We start from the raw sequence: 15,694 nt of genomic DNA, 5'->3' as shown, positions 1-15,694 counted from the left end.
GAGCATCAAGACCATCGGGCGTGACGCTGGTGAAGCTCCTTGGACTTCCGCACGCGCTCCTCGGTGGGGCCACCGGACCCGCTCCACTGATGCCCCTCCGCAGGTGTACGTGAGGATCGGCCTGTGCCGTCGCCGCCGTTGTACGCAGGCGAGCGGAGCCGAGCGCCGGAGGTCAGCAACGGGGAAGGAGGAGGCGGGAGAGGCCGGCGGTGGCGAGGAGAAGGGCGGCGACGGCGAGCAGGCCGATGCGCATGCCCAGGAGGGAGAAGCCGCTGCCGGAGCCGGAGAGCAGGCTGCCGAAGAGGGCGACGGAGAGCGCACCGCCGGTCTGGCGGAGGGAGTTGAGCAGCCCGGACGCGGTCCCCGCGCGCTCTGGCGGTACGGCGTCCATCAGCATCGCGGTCATCGCGGGCACCGCGAGCGCCCCACCGACGCTCAGCGGCAGCAGCAGGACGAGCACCAGCCATACGGGGGTGTGCGCGGCCAGCGGCAGCATGGCCAGCATCGCTCCGGCGAACACCAGCTGCCCGGCGACGATCACCGGACGCCGCCCGATCCGCTCCGCCAGCCGCGGTGAAACCAGGTTGGTCGCCGTCACCACCGCCGACATCGGGACGAACATGAGCCCGGCCGCGATCCCCGTCATCCCGCGCAGCTGTTGGTAGTACAGCCCGAGAAGGAAGATCCCGCCGTAGAAGGCGGCGTTGACGGCGAAACCGACCGCGAGCGGGACAGCCACTCGGCGGTTCGTCAGCAGGCCGAGAGGCACCATGGGCTGACGGTGCCGGGCCTCCACCACGCGGAAGGCGTACCCGGCGGCGAGGGCGAGCGCGGTGGCTGCCAGCACCGGGCCGCTGGTCCAGCCCAGGTGGCCGCCCTCGATCACCGCGAAGGCCAGCCCGGCCAGGGCCACCACGGCGGTGAGCTGGCCGCCGCCGTCCAGCGCGGCGGGCCGGCGCGGGGAGCGCGGCACCCGGACCAGCAGACCCAGGACGACAGCGCCCACGGGGAGGTTGAGGAGGAAGACGGCCCGCCAGCCGGCCGAGTCGGTCAGCAACCCGCCCAGCACAGGGCCCGCGGCCATCGCCACCGAGCCGCCGACCGTCCACAGCGCGATGGCGCGGGCGCGGGCCCGCGCGTCCTCGTAGGCCTGCCGGATCAGCGCCAGCGAGGCCGGCATCACGACCGCGGCGGCGGCGCCCTGCGCGACGCGTGCGCCGACCAGCACGCCGATGCCGGGCGCCAGCGCGCAGCCCAGGGAGGCGAGGGTGAACAGCGTGACGCCCCAGGCGTAGGCGCGGCGGGCACCGGCCCGGTCGGCGAGGGCGCCCGCCGAGAGCATCAGGGCAGCGAACATCAAGGTGTACGCGTCCACCACCCATTGCAGCCCTGCCATCCCGCCACTGAGGGAGTCCCGGATCGCGGGCAGCGCGATGTTCACGGCCGATACATCGATGGTGATCACCGTGAACCCGAGCAGCGAGGCGACCAGCGCGACGCCGCTCCGGCGCGGTACGGCGGGGAACTCGGAGGGTGGCGCGGTTGGTCGAGCCCCGTCCGCCGGTCGCCGCCGGAGCCCGGACGCCGACGGCTCACCGTCGTGCCCGTGGGCGGAGGCGGTGGACCGTGAGGGGGACGGGGTGGCAGGCATGGTGAACTCCTGGTCAGGTGCAGGTGACGTCTCATCGGAAGTGACCGGGCGGGCGGCCGGGGCGCGCCGGGGCCGCGGTCCGGTGTCTCGCACCCCCTGGGCCCCGGCGGCCGGGCCGCCCGCTCCGGGATCAACTCTGCGCCCGCCCCCGCCCGTCCGCCAGACCGCGCTGTACCCGGGGTGTGGTGTTCCTGGTCCTGACACGGCCCCCCACGCTCCTCGAACGCCTGCGACAATGGTCGAATGGCAACAGCAGCGGATACGAGGGGCACGGAGCTCGGCCGGTACCTGAAGGCTCGCAGGGCGCAGGTACGACCGGAGGATGTCGGTCTCCCGGCCGGCGGGGGACTGCGCCGCACTCCCGGACTGCGCCGTGAGGAGCTGGCCGCGCTGGCCGGGGTGAGCGTCGACTACTACATCCGCTTGGAGCGCGGCCGGGAGACCAACCCCTCCCCCGCCGTCGTGGACGCCCTCGGCCGCGCCCTGCGGCTGCGTGGCGATGGTTACGAACGCCTTCACGAGCTCGCGGAAATGGCCTCGGGCCGGGTCTCGGAGCTGCCGGCGTCCTCGGACCACACCGTCCGCGACTCGGTGGTGCGGATGCTGGAGTCGGTGCGCCCGCTGCCCGCCTATGTGGTGAGCCGCTACAACCGCGTCCTGGCCGCGAACCCACCCGGGCGGCGACTGATGCCCGGGCTCTGGGACTGGCCGGAGAACCAGCGCAACCTGACCCGCTACGTCTTCCTCCACCCGGTCGGCCGGACGCTCTACGAGCCGTGGGAGGAGACGGTCGCGCTCTCGGTGGCGCATCTGCGCGCGGTCGCCGGGGCCGACCCGGACGACCCCGAGCTGACCGCGCTCGTCGGCGAACTGGTGCTGAAGTCACCGGACTTCGCGCGGCTCTGGGAGCGGTACGACGTCTGCGAGCGCGGCGGCGGGCAGAAGTCCTTCCGGCATCCGAAGGTCGGACCGATGACCCTGACCTATGAGGTCATGCGACTGGCCCGGACGGGCGGCCAGCGGATGGTGGTCTACCAGGCTGCCCCCGGCACCCCGGACGAGCAGGCCATGCTCCGTCTGGAATCCGCGGACGCCCGGCCGCAGCCGGCGCCCCGCAACCGTCTGGAGGCGGCCGCCGAGTCCTGCCCCGCGGACGTGCCCTCCCCGATCCGCACCTCCGTCGGCTGAGCCCGACCGTCATCCGAAGTGCCTTCGGCAGGTCCGCTCCCGGCTCTGACCACGGCGACGGTACGGTCGCCCGCCATCCGCGGGTCGAACGACCCGGAGCCGTTCACCACACGGCACGAGGGCACAGGGGCTACGTCGTGTCCGGACGGCGGCTCGGCTCGGCTCGTGACCCAACGGATGTCCCGCGGGGCCGCATGAATCGCCGTGCAGGGGACACCCCCTTTCCCAAGCGCACGCCTATTGGGGAGAGTCGGGGAGTGTCATGCGGTTGATCTCGTCGCGCGAGGTGCTGACCATCACCGCCGCGGCGGCCGTCGGAGCCGCCTGTGCCGCGCATTGGTGGGCCAACCGTGGCGTGCCGTGGGAGTCGCACGCCGCCGCCGACGGAGTGCGGGACCGTGTCGAGGAACTGCATCTGGTCTTCCGCGACCACACGGAGTCGTCCGCCGGGAACGCGGAGGAGAAGCTGCGCCTGTACTGGGAACAATTGCACCAGCTGGAGCTCGAACCCGCGGACTCGGCCCGGCCGGTGGCCCCGACCGCCTGAATCGCGCATCCGGGGAATGCCGTCCCCTCTCGGCTCATCCCGCCGGAGGCGATGCCGCCTCCCGGTGTTCTGCTTCATGGTGCGCGTACTCATCAATCCACGCCGACCCGGCCCGGCCGGCCCCCTTGGCTCGACCCAACCGGCCCGGCCCCGGCAGCCCGGTCGAGCCCGACCAGCCTGCCCGGCGTGGCAAAGCGGTATGCCGCGTTCTGACGCCGCCGTGGGACGCGGCGGACACGACGGTGGCCGGCGGCCCGGAGGAACCGGGGACCGGAGACCGGGGACCGCCAGAAGTAGGGGGTTCCGTAATCCGCCGCGGGAACCGGACCTCGGTCTTGGCGAGCATCCTGGCCGGGCGTACGGCGGTGAGCAGCGGGATGTCCAGCCACGAGACGTGGTTGGCGACCAGCAGCAGCCCGCCGCACGTGCGTACCTCCGCCGCCGCGGCCACCTTCGCTCAGCCGGCGACATGCGCCTGGGCACGAACTGCCCTCTTTGATCGGCAACTCGTTAAAGCGGCCGATACGGGGAGCAGGCCCGTGCGGCTCCAGCGCAACCGCGCGTAAAGGAGCCCAACCGGCCCTTGCTTGTCCTTGTAACCGACGTGTAGACCCGCCTCGATGAACACCACGGGCGGCCCACCTCGGACAGGCACTGAGAAGCACCCGAAAGGGCTTGAGCGCGGGGGTACGCAACCTCCGGTGCGAGGTTGGGGGCACGGGTCCCTCCCAGCCCTGCCCATCGCCGGCGCAAACCGCTTCGCGGCGCGCTGAGACCCTCACCTACCGGGAGGTGGAGGAAGTCGCCTTCCCTCAGGTTCGCGAGCCGGCCCCGGCGAGGTCCGATGTTCGTGCAGGGCCTGTTCGACAGCGTCGAGGTGGCGACGCTGCCGGCGTGCGGTGAGGGGATTGGCCAGGAACACGCAGGCCATGAGGATCTGGAAGCACGCGTATCCGTAACGGGCGGCGAGGAATTGGAAGACGGCGCTCACCAACCACATCAACACGGCGGCCCTCATCCCCCACCGCACCCACCCACGCTGCTGGGTGTCCAGTGCGCGGCGCCGCCGTCTGGCGATGTCGATAGCGGCAGGCAATTCGGCGGGAGCTTCCGGTAACTCGCCCCGCTGCAGGCTGCGACCCACCCGGGCGTACCGACTGGCAGTCAGTCCGAACTCCGCTGCCCGGCGCCGCGTCCACCACCATGCTCCGGCGGCCGACCCCGAACCCAGCAGGAGGAAGACCACGGCGAACACCAAACCCTGAGGGACGTCCACTTCACTCCCACCGACGATCGCTCCCAGCCGGAAGCCTGCCCGTGCCACTGCCGACAGTACGGCGAGGAGGGGCCCAGCGTGTTCGTGTGCCCGCGCCGACGCCCCTCAGAGCCACTTCGAACACACCCGGCTTCCTCCGCCCTCACTGTGTTCGACCGGATACCCCCGTCCACCGCGAACACCCCAACTGTCGCGCGGCCAGAGCGTGCGGCACCGGTCCAAAGCGCGGGGGCGACGTGGGTACGCAGCCGGGCTGTCGCCCGGGCTGACTTCCTGGTAGCGCTTGTCCCGGACGAGGCCCCGATCCGCATCGCGTTCGAGCAGCCGGTGGGCTGATTGCGCAGTGACTGGTGTGCTCACAGCGTCGGAGCGATCTTGGACAGCCTCGTTCACCGGCTCGGCCCGGGGCAGTTCGGCAAGCAGGTGACGATGGTGCGGCGCACAGGTGTGGACGCGGTTCGCAGGGCGGGCGGCCGTAGGGCTTCCGCTGGAGGGCCGGCCCCTGCTGGTCGCGGTCTGCTGGCGGACGAACCCCGAGCTGGTCAACCCACCCGGGGAACGGAGCCTCAGGCGTGCGCGTGGCGAGGGCTTGCCGTCTTGTTCGAGGTCGCGTGACGCGCGGGCCAGCCTGTCTCGGGGACTTCCAGACGCCGTAGGGACAAGGCGGCGGTCACGAGGAGCCCGGTGAAGACGGCCAGGAGGAGGACGGACACCCACATCTGCCGACTCCCCGGCGCCTGCCAGCTGGTCCACGTGGCGCACACCGCCCACAGCAGGGCGCCCCCGGCGTAGAAAGAGCGGATCCGGTGCAACTGCCGCACAGCCCGCAGGAACATGACGCGTTCGGTCTTCGGTGCCATGCGCAGCCGTGTACCCCCAGATGCCTTTTTCAGCGGGTCGGATGTGCTGCTCGTGCCCAACCGCTTCGCGTCGCACCGGTCACTTCCGCTCTTGCTGCTCAGCGCGCCCCTCGATGCCGCGCCGCACCGCCACACCTTCGTCCTGGGACAGTGACGACTACCCGGTGCCCACGGCAGGCGAAGGAGGCCGAGGCGTTCGCTGCCTGGTCCGGCGCCGGCGGGGTGGGAGTCGTGGGCCGCAGGCCGGCGTCCGCGAGGAGCGGCTGTCGGCACAGCGCGACGTCTTTCGGGCCGGGCGGGACGGACGGACAGATGGCCGGGAGGGTGGGCGCTCGGAGGGGGATGAGGGTACTCGTCTCCCGGCGCATTCGTAAGCACTCCGTCCGCGTCCAGCACCGGGCGATGCTGGGTGTCGCACCTGCGCCATGACGCATGTTGTCCGCCGCAGATGACACAGCGCGCCCGTGCAACGCCGGCCGGAAGGCGGCCATGGCCCCTCTCGACAAGGGCAGGAGGGAGAGACAGCCCGGTTCGGTGTGTGCCGCCAGGTCCGCGACGGTCACCCCCGGCCGCCTCGGCCGCACTGGGCGGCGACAATCGTGACACGGCATCGAGGAGGACGAGGAATCGCCGGAACGTCACCGCGAGGGCAACCGCCTGCGCGGCCCGCCATGCGACGCACGCACCGCACGACACTGACCCGGCCACCGACGTGACACCGGGGCTTGCCGCCGGCGCCCCGGCCCCGAGCAGAGACAGGAGACCGCCAGTGACCGCCATACCCCAGGACCGCGACTGGACCCGTATGCAGCGCGCCGACTTCGACGACTCCGCCCCTCTCGACCTGGTCGACGAGGCGGTGTGCCGCCCGGTGCCCGCCGTGCCCGACGAATGCGGGACACAAGCACTGTTCGGGCAAGACCCCGAACCCGAGCGCCCGCACCGCGCCCGCACGCCGGCCCCGGCTCCCACCGAGAACGCCGACACCTTGTTCTGAGGGGGACGTGACCGCGTTGCACGGCCTACTCGTCCTCGGTCGCCGCCCTCGCGGTCGCGGCTGCAAGGTGCAGCCGCGCAGGTCTGTCGGCCCGGCCACGGTGTAGTCACCGGTTGCGGTTCCGCAGGCGGGGGCTCCCCTGAGTCTGTCGCCGCACCGCCCTCCCAAGGGATGCCATCAGTGCCGCAGAGGAAAGGTGCCGTTCTCCACCACACAATCGGCAGATTTCGCTGCGGCGTACTCGCCGCGCGCTCGGAGGTCCTCTTCGCTCGCGGCGGGGTGGAACGGGGCCGTGGCCGGTGCGGGCCAGAATTGGATCAGATGGCGTTCTCCGTGATCACCGATGCCGGGTTCGGGGTCGTCGGCATGGCAGTAGAGGCGCATACGCACCGAGCGGTCCCCGTCGAGCAGGGGCTGCAACGGGAGAGGGCGTCGGTCTTCCGGCCAGGCGTCACTGACCTCGCCGGGGTCCAGGGTGGCGAGGTGGATGCCGTCGTTCTCGGCCAGCAGGCTGATCTCTTCCGCGGGTTCCCACTCGCTGCCCGCTTCGGGGGCGGGCCGGCTGTCGTGGATCTGGATGACGAGCTGCAGGGGCCCGGTGTCGGTGGTGGGCAGGACCACGGCGCTGGACGTTCCGGAGGGCCCGCAACGCCAGCCGTAGGGCATCTCCTCCGGGTAGTCGTCGTGCTCGGTGAAGCCGATGAGGTATCCGCTCTCACCCAGGTCGACGGTGAACACCGCTTGACGGACCAGCATGGGCAGCTCCCGTTCCCGCAGCGGAGGTGCTCCTGCCCGAGGCGGCCGGTGAGGAGCACCCGTGGTCCAGTACAGGATGGTGCGGCTTGACAGCGGGCTCCCACGCCCTGGGCATGGGAGTGACGGGCCGTTGGACGGACGTCCCGCCGGAGGGTCGACCGTACCGGTCTCGCGACAAGGCGTCAGGATGTCGGCGGGGCCTGCCTGCCAGAGTGCCGGTCGGGGTCGGTGGCGGACCGCAGCGCGGCTCGGTGTGCCTCCCAGTCGGCGTGGCCGCCCTCGCCCATGACACCGGTGCCGGCCGCCAGGTCGGCGGTCGACGTGCGGCGCAGCTCGCGGCGGGCGATACGGGCGACCAGGGCGGGAAACAGTGGACGCAGAGGCTGGCACCAGCGCAGCCAGGGCGGTGCGTAGACATGGGCGGCGCGCCGGGCGATGCCCGTGGCGAGCCATTCGGCGACCTGTTCGGGGCTGTGCACGCGGCGGGCGAAGTCCGGTTGGCGGGCGCGCAGGGCGCGTAGCACCGGGTGGTCGTCCAGGCCGGTGAGCATGTCGGTGCCGGTCCAGTGCAGGTAGGCGATGCCCACGGCGATGCCGTCCGGTTCGACCTCGCCCCGCAGCGCCTGCGCGAAGGACTCCGCGCCCGCCTTCGACGCGCAGTACGCGCTCATCAGGGGCGCCGAGCCGAACGCGGCCGTGGAGGCCACCTGGAGGAAGTAGCCCCGGGTGCGCGTGAGGTGCGGAAGGAAGGCGCGGGCGGTGTTGGCGGAGCCGACGAGGTTGACGTCGACGACGCGCCGCCACAGGTCTGCGTCGGTGAGGCGGAAGGGTCCGCCTGCCGCGATGCCGGCGTTGGCCACGACCACGGAGGCGGACCCCAGTTCGGCGGCCACCTCACGTGCGGCCTGGTCGAGCGCTTCCGGGTCGGTGACATCGGCCTCGGCGCAGAGGGTGGGGCCACGGAGCGCGGACGCGGCGGTCCGCAGGGTGTGCGCCTCGCGGCCGAGCAGGGCCACCGCCATTCCCTCGCTGGACAGGCGCCGCGCCAGTGCCGCGCCGATCCCGCGGGCAGCTCCGGTGACGACAGCGACGCGGCCGCGCAACGGGGCGTCAGGGGCACTGCGTGCGGAGGTCTTGAGGGGGCGGGGAGTCATCGGGGGTACCTCTCTTTGCGGTGTCGGGCCGAGGTGGCGCCTGGGGCCCGCGGGGTTGCCGGCGTGACCCGTCATTGCTTTCGGTGGCACGCGTCGCTCGTGATGTGCCCAGGGTGTGCCGCAGCCGAGCCTCCCGTGGGACGACGGAGGTGCTCAGCACCGCCGCCGTGTGGCTCGCACACGTCGGCACCGCCGCCGTGTGTGGCTCGCACACGTCGGCACCGCCGTCGTGTGCGGGTGAACGGGGCCGCCGTGGCAAGCCTGAGGCTCAGCGTTGTCCCGGGGGTCGGCGGCTTCCGGTACCGGCGGCGCCCTCGTCCGCCCTCAGCGCGGCCATGGACGCACCGCCGCCGCCCGGTGCGGGGGTCGCCGCACGCCGGGTCCGGGCGGCCGCCCGGACGATGTTGCGGGCCATGCCGCCGAAGACGACCGCGTGGAAGGGTGAGACGCCCCACCAGTACAGGTGTCCCGGAAGCCCCCGCGGGTGGAACAGTGCGCGCTGACGGTAGCGGACCGGCCCGTCCCCCTCGCGCTCCACGCGCATCTCCAGCCAGGCCAGGCCCGGCAGCCGCATCTCGGCACGCAACCGCAGCAGACGTCCGCGTTCGATCTCCTCCACCCGCCAGAAGTCCAGCGAGTCCCCCACGCGCAGCCGCCGGGCGTCGCGCCGTCCGCGTCGCAGGCCGACGCCGCCCACGAGACGGTCGAGCCAGCCGCGCACCGCCCAGGCCAGCGGGAAGGAGTACCAGCCGTTCTCCCCGCCGATACCCTCGATGACCTCCCACAGCGCCTCGGCCGACACGTCGGCCTCGCGCTCGCGCACGTCCGTGTAGAGGCTGCCGCCCGCCCAGTCCGGGTCGGTGGGCAAGGGATCGCTGGGGGCACCGGGTACCGACGCAGACGACCAGCGGGTGGCGACCTGTGCCTCGCGGACCCGCTGGAGGGCGAGGTCGACGGCACGGTCGAAGCCTCTCGGGTGACCGGGCGGGCTGGGTACGTACCGTTCGATGTCGTTCTCTCGGCACACCACCTCGTGCCGCAGCGACTCGGTGAGCGGGCGCGCGATCGAGGCCGGGACCGGGGTGACCAGGCCCACCCAGTGGCTGGACAGTCCGGGCGTCAGCACCGGTACCGGCACCACCAGGCGGCGGCGCAGTCCGGCGACGGCGGCGTACCGTTGCATCATCTCCAGGTAGGTGAGCACCTCGGGGCCGCCGATGTCGAAGGTCCGGTTCACGTCGGCGGGGAGTCGCGCGCAGCCCACCAGGATGCGCAGGACGTCCCGTACGGCGATCGGCTGGATGCGGGTGTGGACCCAGCGCGGGGTGACCATCACCGGCAGCCGCTCGGTGAGGTAGCGCAGCATCTCGAAGCTCGCGGAGCCGGAGCCGATGATGACGGCGGCGCGCAGCACGGCCGTGGGTACGCCCGAGTCCAGGAGGATCCGGCCGACCTCGGACCGGGAGCGCAGGTGGGGCGACAGTTCCTGCTCGGGAACGCCGGGTGGGGTCAGTCCGCCGAGGTAGACCAGGCGGCGCGCGCCGGCCCGGCGCGCCTGCTCGCCGAAGATGTGGGCCGCCTCGCGGTCGGTGCGCTCGAAGTCATGGCCCGTGCCGAGGGCGTGCACCAGGTAGTAGGCGACGTCCACGCCCGCCATGGCCCGCGCCACTGACTCGGCGTCGGTGACGTCTCCCTGTACGACCTCCACCCGGTCCGCCCACGGGTGGTCCCGCAGCTTGCGCGGGGTCCGTACCAGGCAGCGCACCCGGTATCCGGCGTCCAGCAGTTCCGGCACCAGCCGGCCCCCGATGTAGCCGCTGGCACCGGTGACCAGACATGTCGCGGCCTCGCCCGCATCCTCCCGGTCCCCGGCTCCGGTCGTCTCCTCCTCCAAGGGGAACCGCCTCTTTCCAGTGTGATGTCGGGTTCGCCCGCTCGCGTCCCCTGCCGTCCCTGCGTGTCTCTACCTTGCTCTACCGTGCCGCCCGCGCCACCGGATGCACGGAACGGCCGTGGCGATCGGGTGACCTCCGCCCCGGCGAGCGGCCCGCGGCGGTGCCCGTGCGGGGCCTTGTTCAGCGGAGCCGGGCGGGCTTGCTCCCCGTGCCGGTCGAGTGCGGCGTGGCGGCGCCCCTTGCGGCGAGCGGCAGGAGAGGGGCGTACCAGCCGACGGCACCGTCGCCGCGGGCGGCGGACGAACAGACGGCGTGCAGATAGGCGCACAAGCGGCGCACGCGTCCTTGACAAACGGCGTACTGGGCCCACGGGACCTAAACGGCCCGGCACCGGGGAGGCCGACGGCTGACTGCGTCACCCAGTACGGAGCGGACGATCGCCACGGGCCGACCAGCAGGCCCGGCCCAGCGCGGGGCCGCTTTCTCAGCCGAGGTGCTTGCTCGCGAGAGCGCGTGAACCGCCGGCGGGGGTCTTCGAGAGGGCGCGTACAGCGCCGGCGGGGTCGACGGTGGCCAAGGAGCCGGTCGATCACTGAGCCGGGCATGGCTCCGGCCCGGGGCGCGGCGGTCGGCGGGCGGCACGACAGAGGTGCGTTCCGTAGCGCACGGCTCCGGTCTCCGATCGCCCCCGGTCGATCACGGCGCCTCCCACCCGGCGGCTTCCGTGCACCCGCAGCCCGATAGCATGTTCGATCCAACGGTGATCACTTCTATACCTACATCAGAATTCATGCCATATACCGCGAAAAGCCTGCCAGTTCACCCCATATCAATTCGGCCAGACAATTGACATCTCGAACATCTTGGAAGCTCCCCCGAATAAGCGGGAGAAGGATGCCCGCCGGGTGGCGTCTACCCCGTGCGCCGCTGTGGGCCACGGCTGGTCTGGCGGCACTCGGCTGCCTCATCGCGCTGGAGGTCGTCGCGCGTCGCTCCGCCGGCGTACCGGGGCCGTTGACCGAACAGGCCAGAGACACGATATTCGCCCCCAAGCCGGGACCGCTGTACGGCGGCCTGGCCTTGATGATGGTGGTGCTCACCTGGCGGCAACGGTTCATCGCCGCGGGTCTCGCGATCGGCATCGACGTGGTCTTCGCACTGGTGCGATGGGCGATCGACGCCGAGGTGGCCGACGGCCATTCCTTCGGCAACGGCGCGTTGTGGGTGATGCTGGGCTACGCGGTCATCGCCGTCACACGCCGCAGCGGTCGGGAACGCGTCCTGCTGTTGAAGGGCGTCGGACTCGGTCTGCTGCTGGTGATCGGCCGCCAGACCGGCGACAGCTGGCTGCTCATCACAGCGAAGACCCGCCCGGCCGTGCTGGATCAGTACCTGGCAACCGCCGATCATGCACTGGGCAACCCCTCGTGGCTGGTCGGCAGGATCGTCGGGGCCACCGACCCTGTCGGCACCGGTCTCCTCGGCCTGGTCTACGCGCAGCTCGCGGTGGCCGCGGTCGTGGTCGCGCTGTACCAATTGCGCAAGGTGAGGGCCGAAGGCCGCTTCCCGCGCCACCACTTGGTGCGTACCTTTCTGCTGATCGGGCTTCTCGGGCCGGTGATCTACATGCTCTTCCCGGTGGTGGGACCGGTCTTCGCCTACGGCCCGGGCGCCTCCGGCACAGGCGGTGTCCAGTGGGCGGCGGCCAACCTGTGGCCGCACACCGCGCCGCCGATCAGTGCCCCGCACCCGATGCCCTACGACGGGATCACCCCCCGCAACTGCATGCCCAGCCTGCACACGGCATGGGCCACCGCGATCTTCATCCACACCCGCACGGGCCCTCGGATACTGAGGTACGCGGGCACGTTCTGGCTGATCGCCACACTCGGCGCAACGCTGGGCTTCGGCTACCACTACGGCACGGACCTCGTCGCCGGTGTGGTGTTCGCGCTCACCGTCGAGGCGGCCTTGCGCTCGTCCGACCGCGGCTGGGACCGGTCGGGAATCCGGCTCGTCGCTTACGGGACGGTGGTCTTCGCCACCCTTTTGGTGTCTTATCGCTATCTACCGTTGCAGATGGCCGAATACCCGTGGGTGTGCGGACCACTTCTCATACTGGCGATGGGCTCCGTGGTCTACGGCTACGTATACGTAGCCGGTCTCCGGCAGCCGACGGCCGCACCGGCACGACTACCGGAAGCGCAGCCCGAGCCGGTCTGAGATGTCTCACCAGGTGTCACCGCGGAGGCCCGCCGCCACCCGGCCGAGAGAATGCGGGAGCTTCGCCTCTCCCCGGATCCCGCGGCAGGCGTGCGGCAGTTCGCCTGGGCCCTGCCGGCCGCGTGCTCGGCAGGCGCAGACGCCCGCCGGCGGTGTGCGGCACGCGGCGCTGTTGCGACGGATGGCGGGTGCTGGGGCGTTGTGCCGACGGTGAGCGTCCGTGCGCCCGGCACGCTCTCTGCCCGGCGGGCTCGTGGGGCGCGCACGGTCGACGGTGTGGGGACTTCATGGGAAGCGTGTGCGGGCCGCGGGGACGGCACGGACTGCCCGAACGGGGAGGACGAGGTCCTGGTGGACGGGGTGCGGTGCGAGGAGTGCTTGTACTACTGGGAGCTGGATGCGACGGAGCCGGAGCGCCGGCTGGTGACGGATGACGGACCGACCCGGCCGACCGGGGGCTCGCGGGAAGCCGGGCCGGGAACAGCGGCGTAGCACTCAGGCCGTTCCGGCCTTGCCCGTCCTCTTCCGGAGTGCGCGACTGCGGGCGGCTGCGGGTCCGGAAGAGAAAATGGATCCGTGGACGACAGGGCAGGACCGCAGGCGCGACGCGAAGATGCCGAGAGGGCCTGTCGGCGTCGGCCTCGCCCGAGACGCCTCCGGCCGCCGACGGGCCCGCTGCACGCCGGCACGGCGCCCGTCCCGACCTCTCCCCCGCTGATACCGCCCTCCTCGCCCCCTCCCCCGGCTGATGCCGCCCGCTGGTGCCCGGCGAACCGACCGCGAAGCACGTGCGGTGGACTCCGGCCGTCGAAGGACCGGCCCGCACCACGCGGTGCCCCGGTCGGCCATTCCTGCCCGAACTCCTCCTTCACGGCGGTCCAGGTGTCCGGGCGGCGGACGGCAGGTGCCACCATGCGGCCACGCCCACCGGACCATTCGTCATCGAACCGGCCGCAGGTCGATGTCACCGCAGCCGCGTCACCCGTTCCCATGGGGCCACCGCAAGTCCTTCGCGTCCCTGAGCGCGCGTCGGCCGGCGGACGCCTCCTGCCGAAACCGGGGTCTGAGCCGGGAGGAAAACCGATCGGGGCCGGGTGCCGGGGTCGGTGTCCTCAGAGCCAGCCCCGTCGTGCCGCCTGGACCCCGGCCTGGAAACGGGTCGTGGCGCCCAGTCCGGCCAGCAGGGCGGAGACGCGGCGGACGACGGTGCGGCGCCCCACCCCCAGGTGCCTGGCGATCGCGTCGTCGGTGGCGCCGCTGGCCATGAGGGAAAGGATCCGGCGGTCCCGGGCGTCGATCTGCGTACCGGTACCCGCCGCCGACACGGGGACGGCCAGTCGCCACAGCGACTCGAAGACATGGGACAGCGCTTCGAGCAGACTCGACAGGCGGACCACGAGGGACACGACGGCCTGCCCCTTGTCGTCAGCGTCTGCGAGCCCAGCCGGAGCCGATCCCCGCCACGTGCAGCGCCAGAGCGGTCAGCCCCAGCAGCATCACGTTCGTCGAAGAGAACACATCGTTGGTGCTGAGGTCCGCTGCGTTGATCAGGAAAGACACGAAGAACAGTACCGCCGCGACTATGCCGAGCATGAAACGAGCTCCTCTCGAAGGGGTGAAGCCCGTATGCCCGGCCACCGCCCCCGTAGACGTAGGAAGGCTGCACAGCCCGGTTCCCCTGGCTCTATCGGTGAGTCCTGACACCGGTTGTCGATCGGCGGCGACACGGCCCGGCCCGGCACGAGCGGCTCTCACCCCGCACGCAAGGGCCCGGACGGCCACCCGCTATCGCGGTGCGATGGATGTGACCCAGTCTTCGACGGTGACCACGTCTGCCCACTGCGGGAACAGCTTCTCGGTGAGCATCCGGTGCACTTCGGGGTCGGTGTCGAGGCAGGCGTCCGTCAGGACGGTGAGGCCGAAGTCGAGGTCGATGGCGTGCCACAGGGTGGACAGCACCACAGCGCTGGTGGCAATGCCCGTGAGAACAAGGCTGTTGATACCGCGAGCCCTGAGCACCAAGTCGAGGTCGCTGCCCGAGAACGCGCTCCCCCGCCTCTTGGTGACCACGACGTCGCCCTGCTGGGGCGCGACGTCGTCATGGATCTCGGTGCCGGGAGCCCCCTCGGTGAACAGGCCGGCCCGCACGACGTTGGTCATCACCTTGTTGCGGGGGCTGACTTCTGGATCGCCCGGCCGTAACCCGAGGACCACGTAGATCACGGTGATACCTGCGGCCCGGGCACCGTCGATCGCCCTGCGCAAGCGCGGCAGATATCCGGAACCGTCGTCGGCGATGGCCACGACGTCCCGTTGGACGTCCATCACCAGAAGTGCGCTGTTCGCCATGCCGGCCGTCCCTTCTCCGTCGGGTGACGGGAGCGAGTCTGGTGGATCGACCGAGCCGGGGTGGAGGTTTCGGAGATCACCCGAGCGTCGCGCCGCAGCGCGCCCACGGCCGGTGCCGGTTCTCATCGACGTTTTCTCGCCCTGTGAGCACCGAGTGCTGTCCGCACTCGGTGAGCGGATCCGGTGCAACTGCCGCACGGCCCGCAGGGACATGACCGCGCTCGGTCTCCGGTGCCCTGCGCAGCCCTGTGCCCCCGGGCTCGTATCGTTCAGCGGCCGGGGAGTTCTGTCCTGCCGTACCGCTCACTTTGGCTCCCGCTGCACGACGCGTCCCTCGAAGTCACGCCGCACCGCCGCCCCGTCGTCCTCGACCAGCCCCGCGCCGTCCGGAAAGTCCAGAACCGCACCGCAGTGATCGCACAGTCGCCCGTCTTCGGCCGGCGTGCCGCACGCCTTGCAGAACCGGTTGCCGTCGCTGCCATCAGGCTTCTCTGTCATGACTCTCCCCAATAGGTCGGGCTGTGTGTTCAGACGGTGATGAGTGCCGGGTACCCACGGCAGGTGGAGGAAGCCGAGGCGTTCGCAATCGGCCTCACAGGCATCCACCAGCGGCTGAAGCCACTCCCTCGGTGCCCAGAGGGGTCGCTACTGAGGACACGACCTGGGGATGACCACACGAGCAACTGCACGGACGAGGCCCGGCGCAGGGACGGGAGGGTGACCGCCCCCGACGAAGACGCACCCGTCGGTGTCGCGCATCCGGGTCATGGCCTGCTCGGCGTCCATACGGCACTCCCG

At 71.7% G+C, this 15,694-nt stretch carries 14 protein-coding genes and 1 pseudogene; 4 read left to right on the top strand and 11 right to left on the bottom strand.

All coding sequences use genetic code 11. From position 1 onward, the window contains the following. Positions 1 to 172 precede the first annotated feature (172 nt). Entirely contained in the window at positions 173 to 1,465 is a 1,293-nt protein-coding gene (locus ACZ7N4_RS32650; RefSeq protein WP_471365880.1) for an MFS transporter, read from the bottom strand. 429 nt (positions 1,466 to 1,894) lie between these two features. On the opposite strand from ACZ7N4_RS32650, the gene ACZ7N4_RS32645 reads away from it, so the two are divergent. Together ACZ7N4_RS32645 and ACZ7N4_RS32640 are read left to right on the top strand one after the other, a co-directional pair. Next, a complete protein-coding gene (locus tag ACZ7N4_RS32645; protein ID WP_471365728.1) occupies positions 1,895 to 2,839 on the top strand; it encodes a helix-turn-helix domain-containing protein in 945 nt (314 codons plus the stop codon). Positions 2,840 to 3,101: 262 nt separating this feature from the next. Continuing rightward, a complete protein-coding gene (locus ACZ7N4_RS32640) occupies positions 3,102 to 3,386 on the top strand; it encodes a hypothetical protein (RefSeq protein WP_471365725.1) in 285 nt (94 codons plus the stop codon). A 322-nt stretch (positions 3,387 to 3,708) separates the two neighbouring features. On the opposite strand, the pseudogene ACZ7N4_RS32635 reads toward ACZ7N4_RS32640, so the two are convergent. Further along, positions 3,709 to 3,807, bottom strand: a pseudogene (locus ACZ7N4_RS32635) (lysophospholipid acyltransferase family protein); the annotation flags it as partial. Between the two features lie 1,421 nt (positions 3,808 to 5,228). Further along, complete coding sequence (locus ACZ7N4_RS32630) at positions 5,229 to 5,522, bottom strand: hypothetical protein (RefSeq protein WP_471365722.1); 294 nt, start codon at positions 5,520 to 5,522, stop codon at positions 5,229 to 5,231. Between the two features lie 769 nt (positions 5,523 to 6,291). Here ACZ7N4_RS32630 and ACZ7N4_RS32625 point away from each other — a divergent pair. After that, positions 6,292 to 6,519, top strand: coding sequence for a hypothetical protein (locus ACZ7N4_RS32625; protein ID WP_471365719.1), 228 nt, complete (start codon positions 6,292 to 6,294; stop codon positions 6,517 to 6,519). A 177-nt stretch (positions 6,520 to 6,696) separates the two neighbouring features. Here ACZ7N4_RS32625 and ACZ7N4_RS32620 read toward each other — a convergent pair whose 3' ends face one another. From ACZ7N4_RS32620 to ACZ7N4_RS32605, 4 genes are all read right to left on the bottom strand, one after another. Beyond that, the gene (locus ACZ7N4_RS32620) at positions 6,697 to 7,275 is read right to left on the bottom strand and encodes a hypothetical protein (RefSeq protein ID WP_471365716.1); all 579 of its coding nucleotides are present in this window, start codon (positions 7,273 to 7,275) and stop codon (positions 6,697 to 6,699) included. A 182-nt stretch (positions 7,276 to 7,457) separates the two neighbouring features. Beyond that, entirely contained in the window at positions 7,458 to 8,429 is a 972-nt protein-coding gene (locus ACZ7N4_RS32615) for an SDR family oxidoreductase (protein WP_471365712.1), read from the bottom strand. A gap of 268 nt (positions 8,430 to 8,697) precedes the next feature. After that, positions 8,698 to 10,323, bottom strand: coding sequence for an SDR family oxidoreductase (locus tag ACZ7N4_RS32610; RefSeq protein ID WP_471365709.1), 1,626 nt, complete (start codon positions 10,321 to 10,323; stop codon positions 8,698 to 8,700). 181 nt (positions 10,324 to 10,504) lie between these two features. Beyond that, positions 10,505 to 10,663, bottom strand: a complete 159-nt coding sequence (locus tag ACZ7N4_RS32605; protein WP_471365706.1) for a hypothetical protein — start codon at positions 10,661 to 10,663, stop codon at positions 10,505 to 10,507. Between the two features lie 555 nt (positions 10,664 to 11,218). Between ACZ7N4_RS32605 and ACZ7N4_RS32600 the strand changes: the two genes are divergently transcribed. Continuing rightward, a complete protein-coding gene (locus ACZ7N4_RS32600; RefSeq protein ID WP_471365703.1) occupies positions 11,219 to 12,547 on the top strand; it encodes a phosphatase PAP2 family protein in 1,329 nt (442 codons plus the stop codon). Positions 12,548 to 13,659: 1,112 nt separating this feature from the next. Here ACZ7N4_RS32600 and ACZ7N4_RS32595 read toward each other — a convergent pair. The 4 genes from ACZ7N4_RS32595 to ACZ7N4_RS32580 form a co-directional block, all read right to left on the bottom strand. Further along, positions 13,660 to 13,953, bottom strand: coding sequence for a helix-turn-helix domain-containing protein (locus tag ACZ7N4_RS32595; protein ID WP_471365700.1), 294 nt, complete (start codon positions 13,951 to 13,953; stop codon positions 13,660 to 13,662). Between the two features lie 19 nt (positions 13,954 to 13,972). Next, the gene (locus ACZ7N4_RS32590; RefSeq protein WP_199808327.1) at positions 13,973 to 14,140 is read right to left on the bottom strand and encodes a hypothetical protein; all 168 of its coding nucleotides are present in this window, start codon (positions 14,138 to 14,140) and stop codon (positions 13,973 to 13,975) included. A gap of 192 nt (positions 14,141 to 14,332) precedes the next feature. After that, on the bottom strand, positions 14,333 to 14,896 hold the full coding sequence (locus ACZ7N4_RS32585) for a cysteine hydrolase family protein (protein ID WP_471365697.1): 564 nt from the start codon (positions 14,894 to 14,896) through the stop codon (positions 14,333 to 14,335). Positions 14,897 to 15,199: 303 nt separating this feature from the next. Next, the gene (locus ACZ7N4_RS32580; protein ID WP_471365694.1) at positions 15,200 to 15,394 is read right to left on the bottom strand and encodes a hypothetical protein; all 195 of its coding nucleotides are present in this window, start codon (positions 15,392 to 15,394) and stop codon (positions 15,200 to 15,202) included. Positions 15,395 to 15,694: the final 300 nt, after the last annotated feature.

The sequence above is a fragment of the Streptomyces sp. NPDC107654 genome, from assembly GCF_055639035.1.
This window is presented reverse-complemented; position numbering and strand designations above follow the sequence as displayed.

Excerpts from the sequence above, each read along its gene's own strand:
- ACZ7N4_RS32645 (WP_471365728.1), top strand. The coding sequence starts at position 1,895 with ATGGCAACAGCAGCGGATACGAGGGGCACGGAGCTCGGCCGGTACCTG.
- ACZ7N4_RS32640 (WP_471365725.1), top strand. The coding sequence starts at position 3,102 with ATGCGGTTGATCTCGTCGCGCGAGGTGCTGACCATCACCGCCGCGGCG.
- ACZ7N4_RS32630 (WP_471365722.1), bottom strand. The coding sequence starts at position 5,522 with ATGGCACCGAAGACCGAACGCGTCATGTTCCTGCGGGCTGTGCGGCAG.
- ACZ7N4_RS32620 (WP_471365716.1), bottom strand. The coding sequence starts at position 7,275 with ATGCTGGTCCGTCAAGCGGTGTTCACCGTCGACCTGGGTGAGAGCGGA.
- ACZ7N4_RS32615 (WP_471365712.1), bottom strand. The coding sequence starts at position 8,429 with ATGACTCCCCGCCCCCTCAAGACCTCCGCACGCAGTGCCCCTGACGCC.
- ACZ7N4_RS32600 (WP_471365703.1), top strand. The coding sequence starts at position 11,219 with ATGCCCGCCGGGTGGCGTCTACCCCGTGCGCCGCTGTGGGCCACGGCT.
- ACZ7N4_RS32590 (WP_199808327.1), bottom strand. The coding sequence starts at position 14,140 with ATGCTCGGCATAGTCGCGGCGGTACTGTTCTTCGTGTCTTTCCTGATC.
- ACZ7N4_RS32585 (WP_471365697.1), bottom strand. The coding sequence starts at position 14,896 with ATGGCGAACAGCGCACTTCTGGTGATGGACGTCCAACGGGACGTCGTG.
- ACZ7N4_RS32580 (WP_471365694.1), bottom strand. The coding sequence starts at position 15,394 with ATGACAGAGAAGCCTGATGGCAGCGACGGCAACCGGTTCTGCAAGGCG.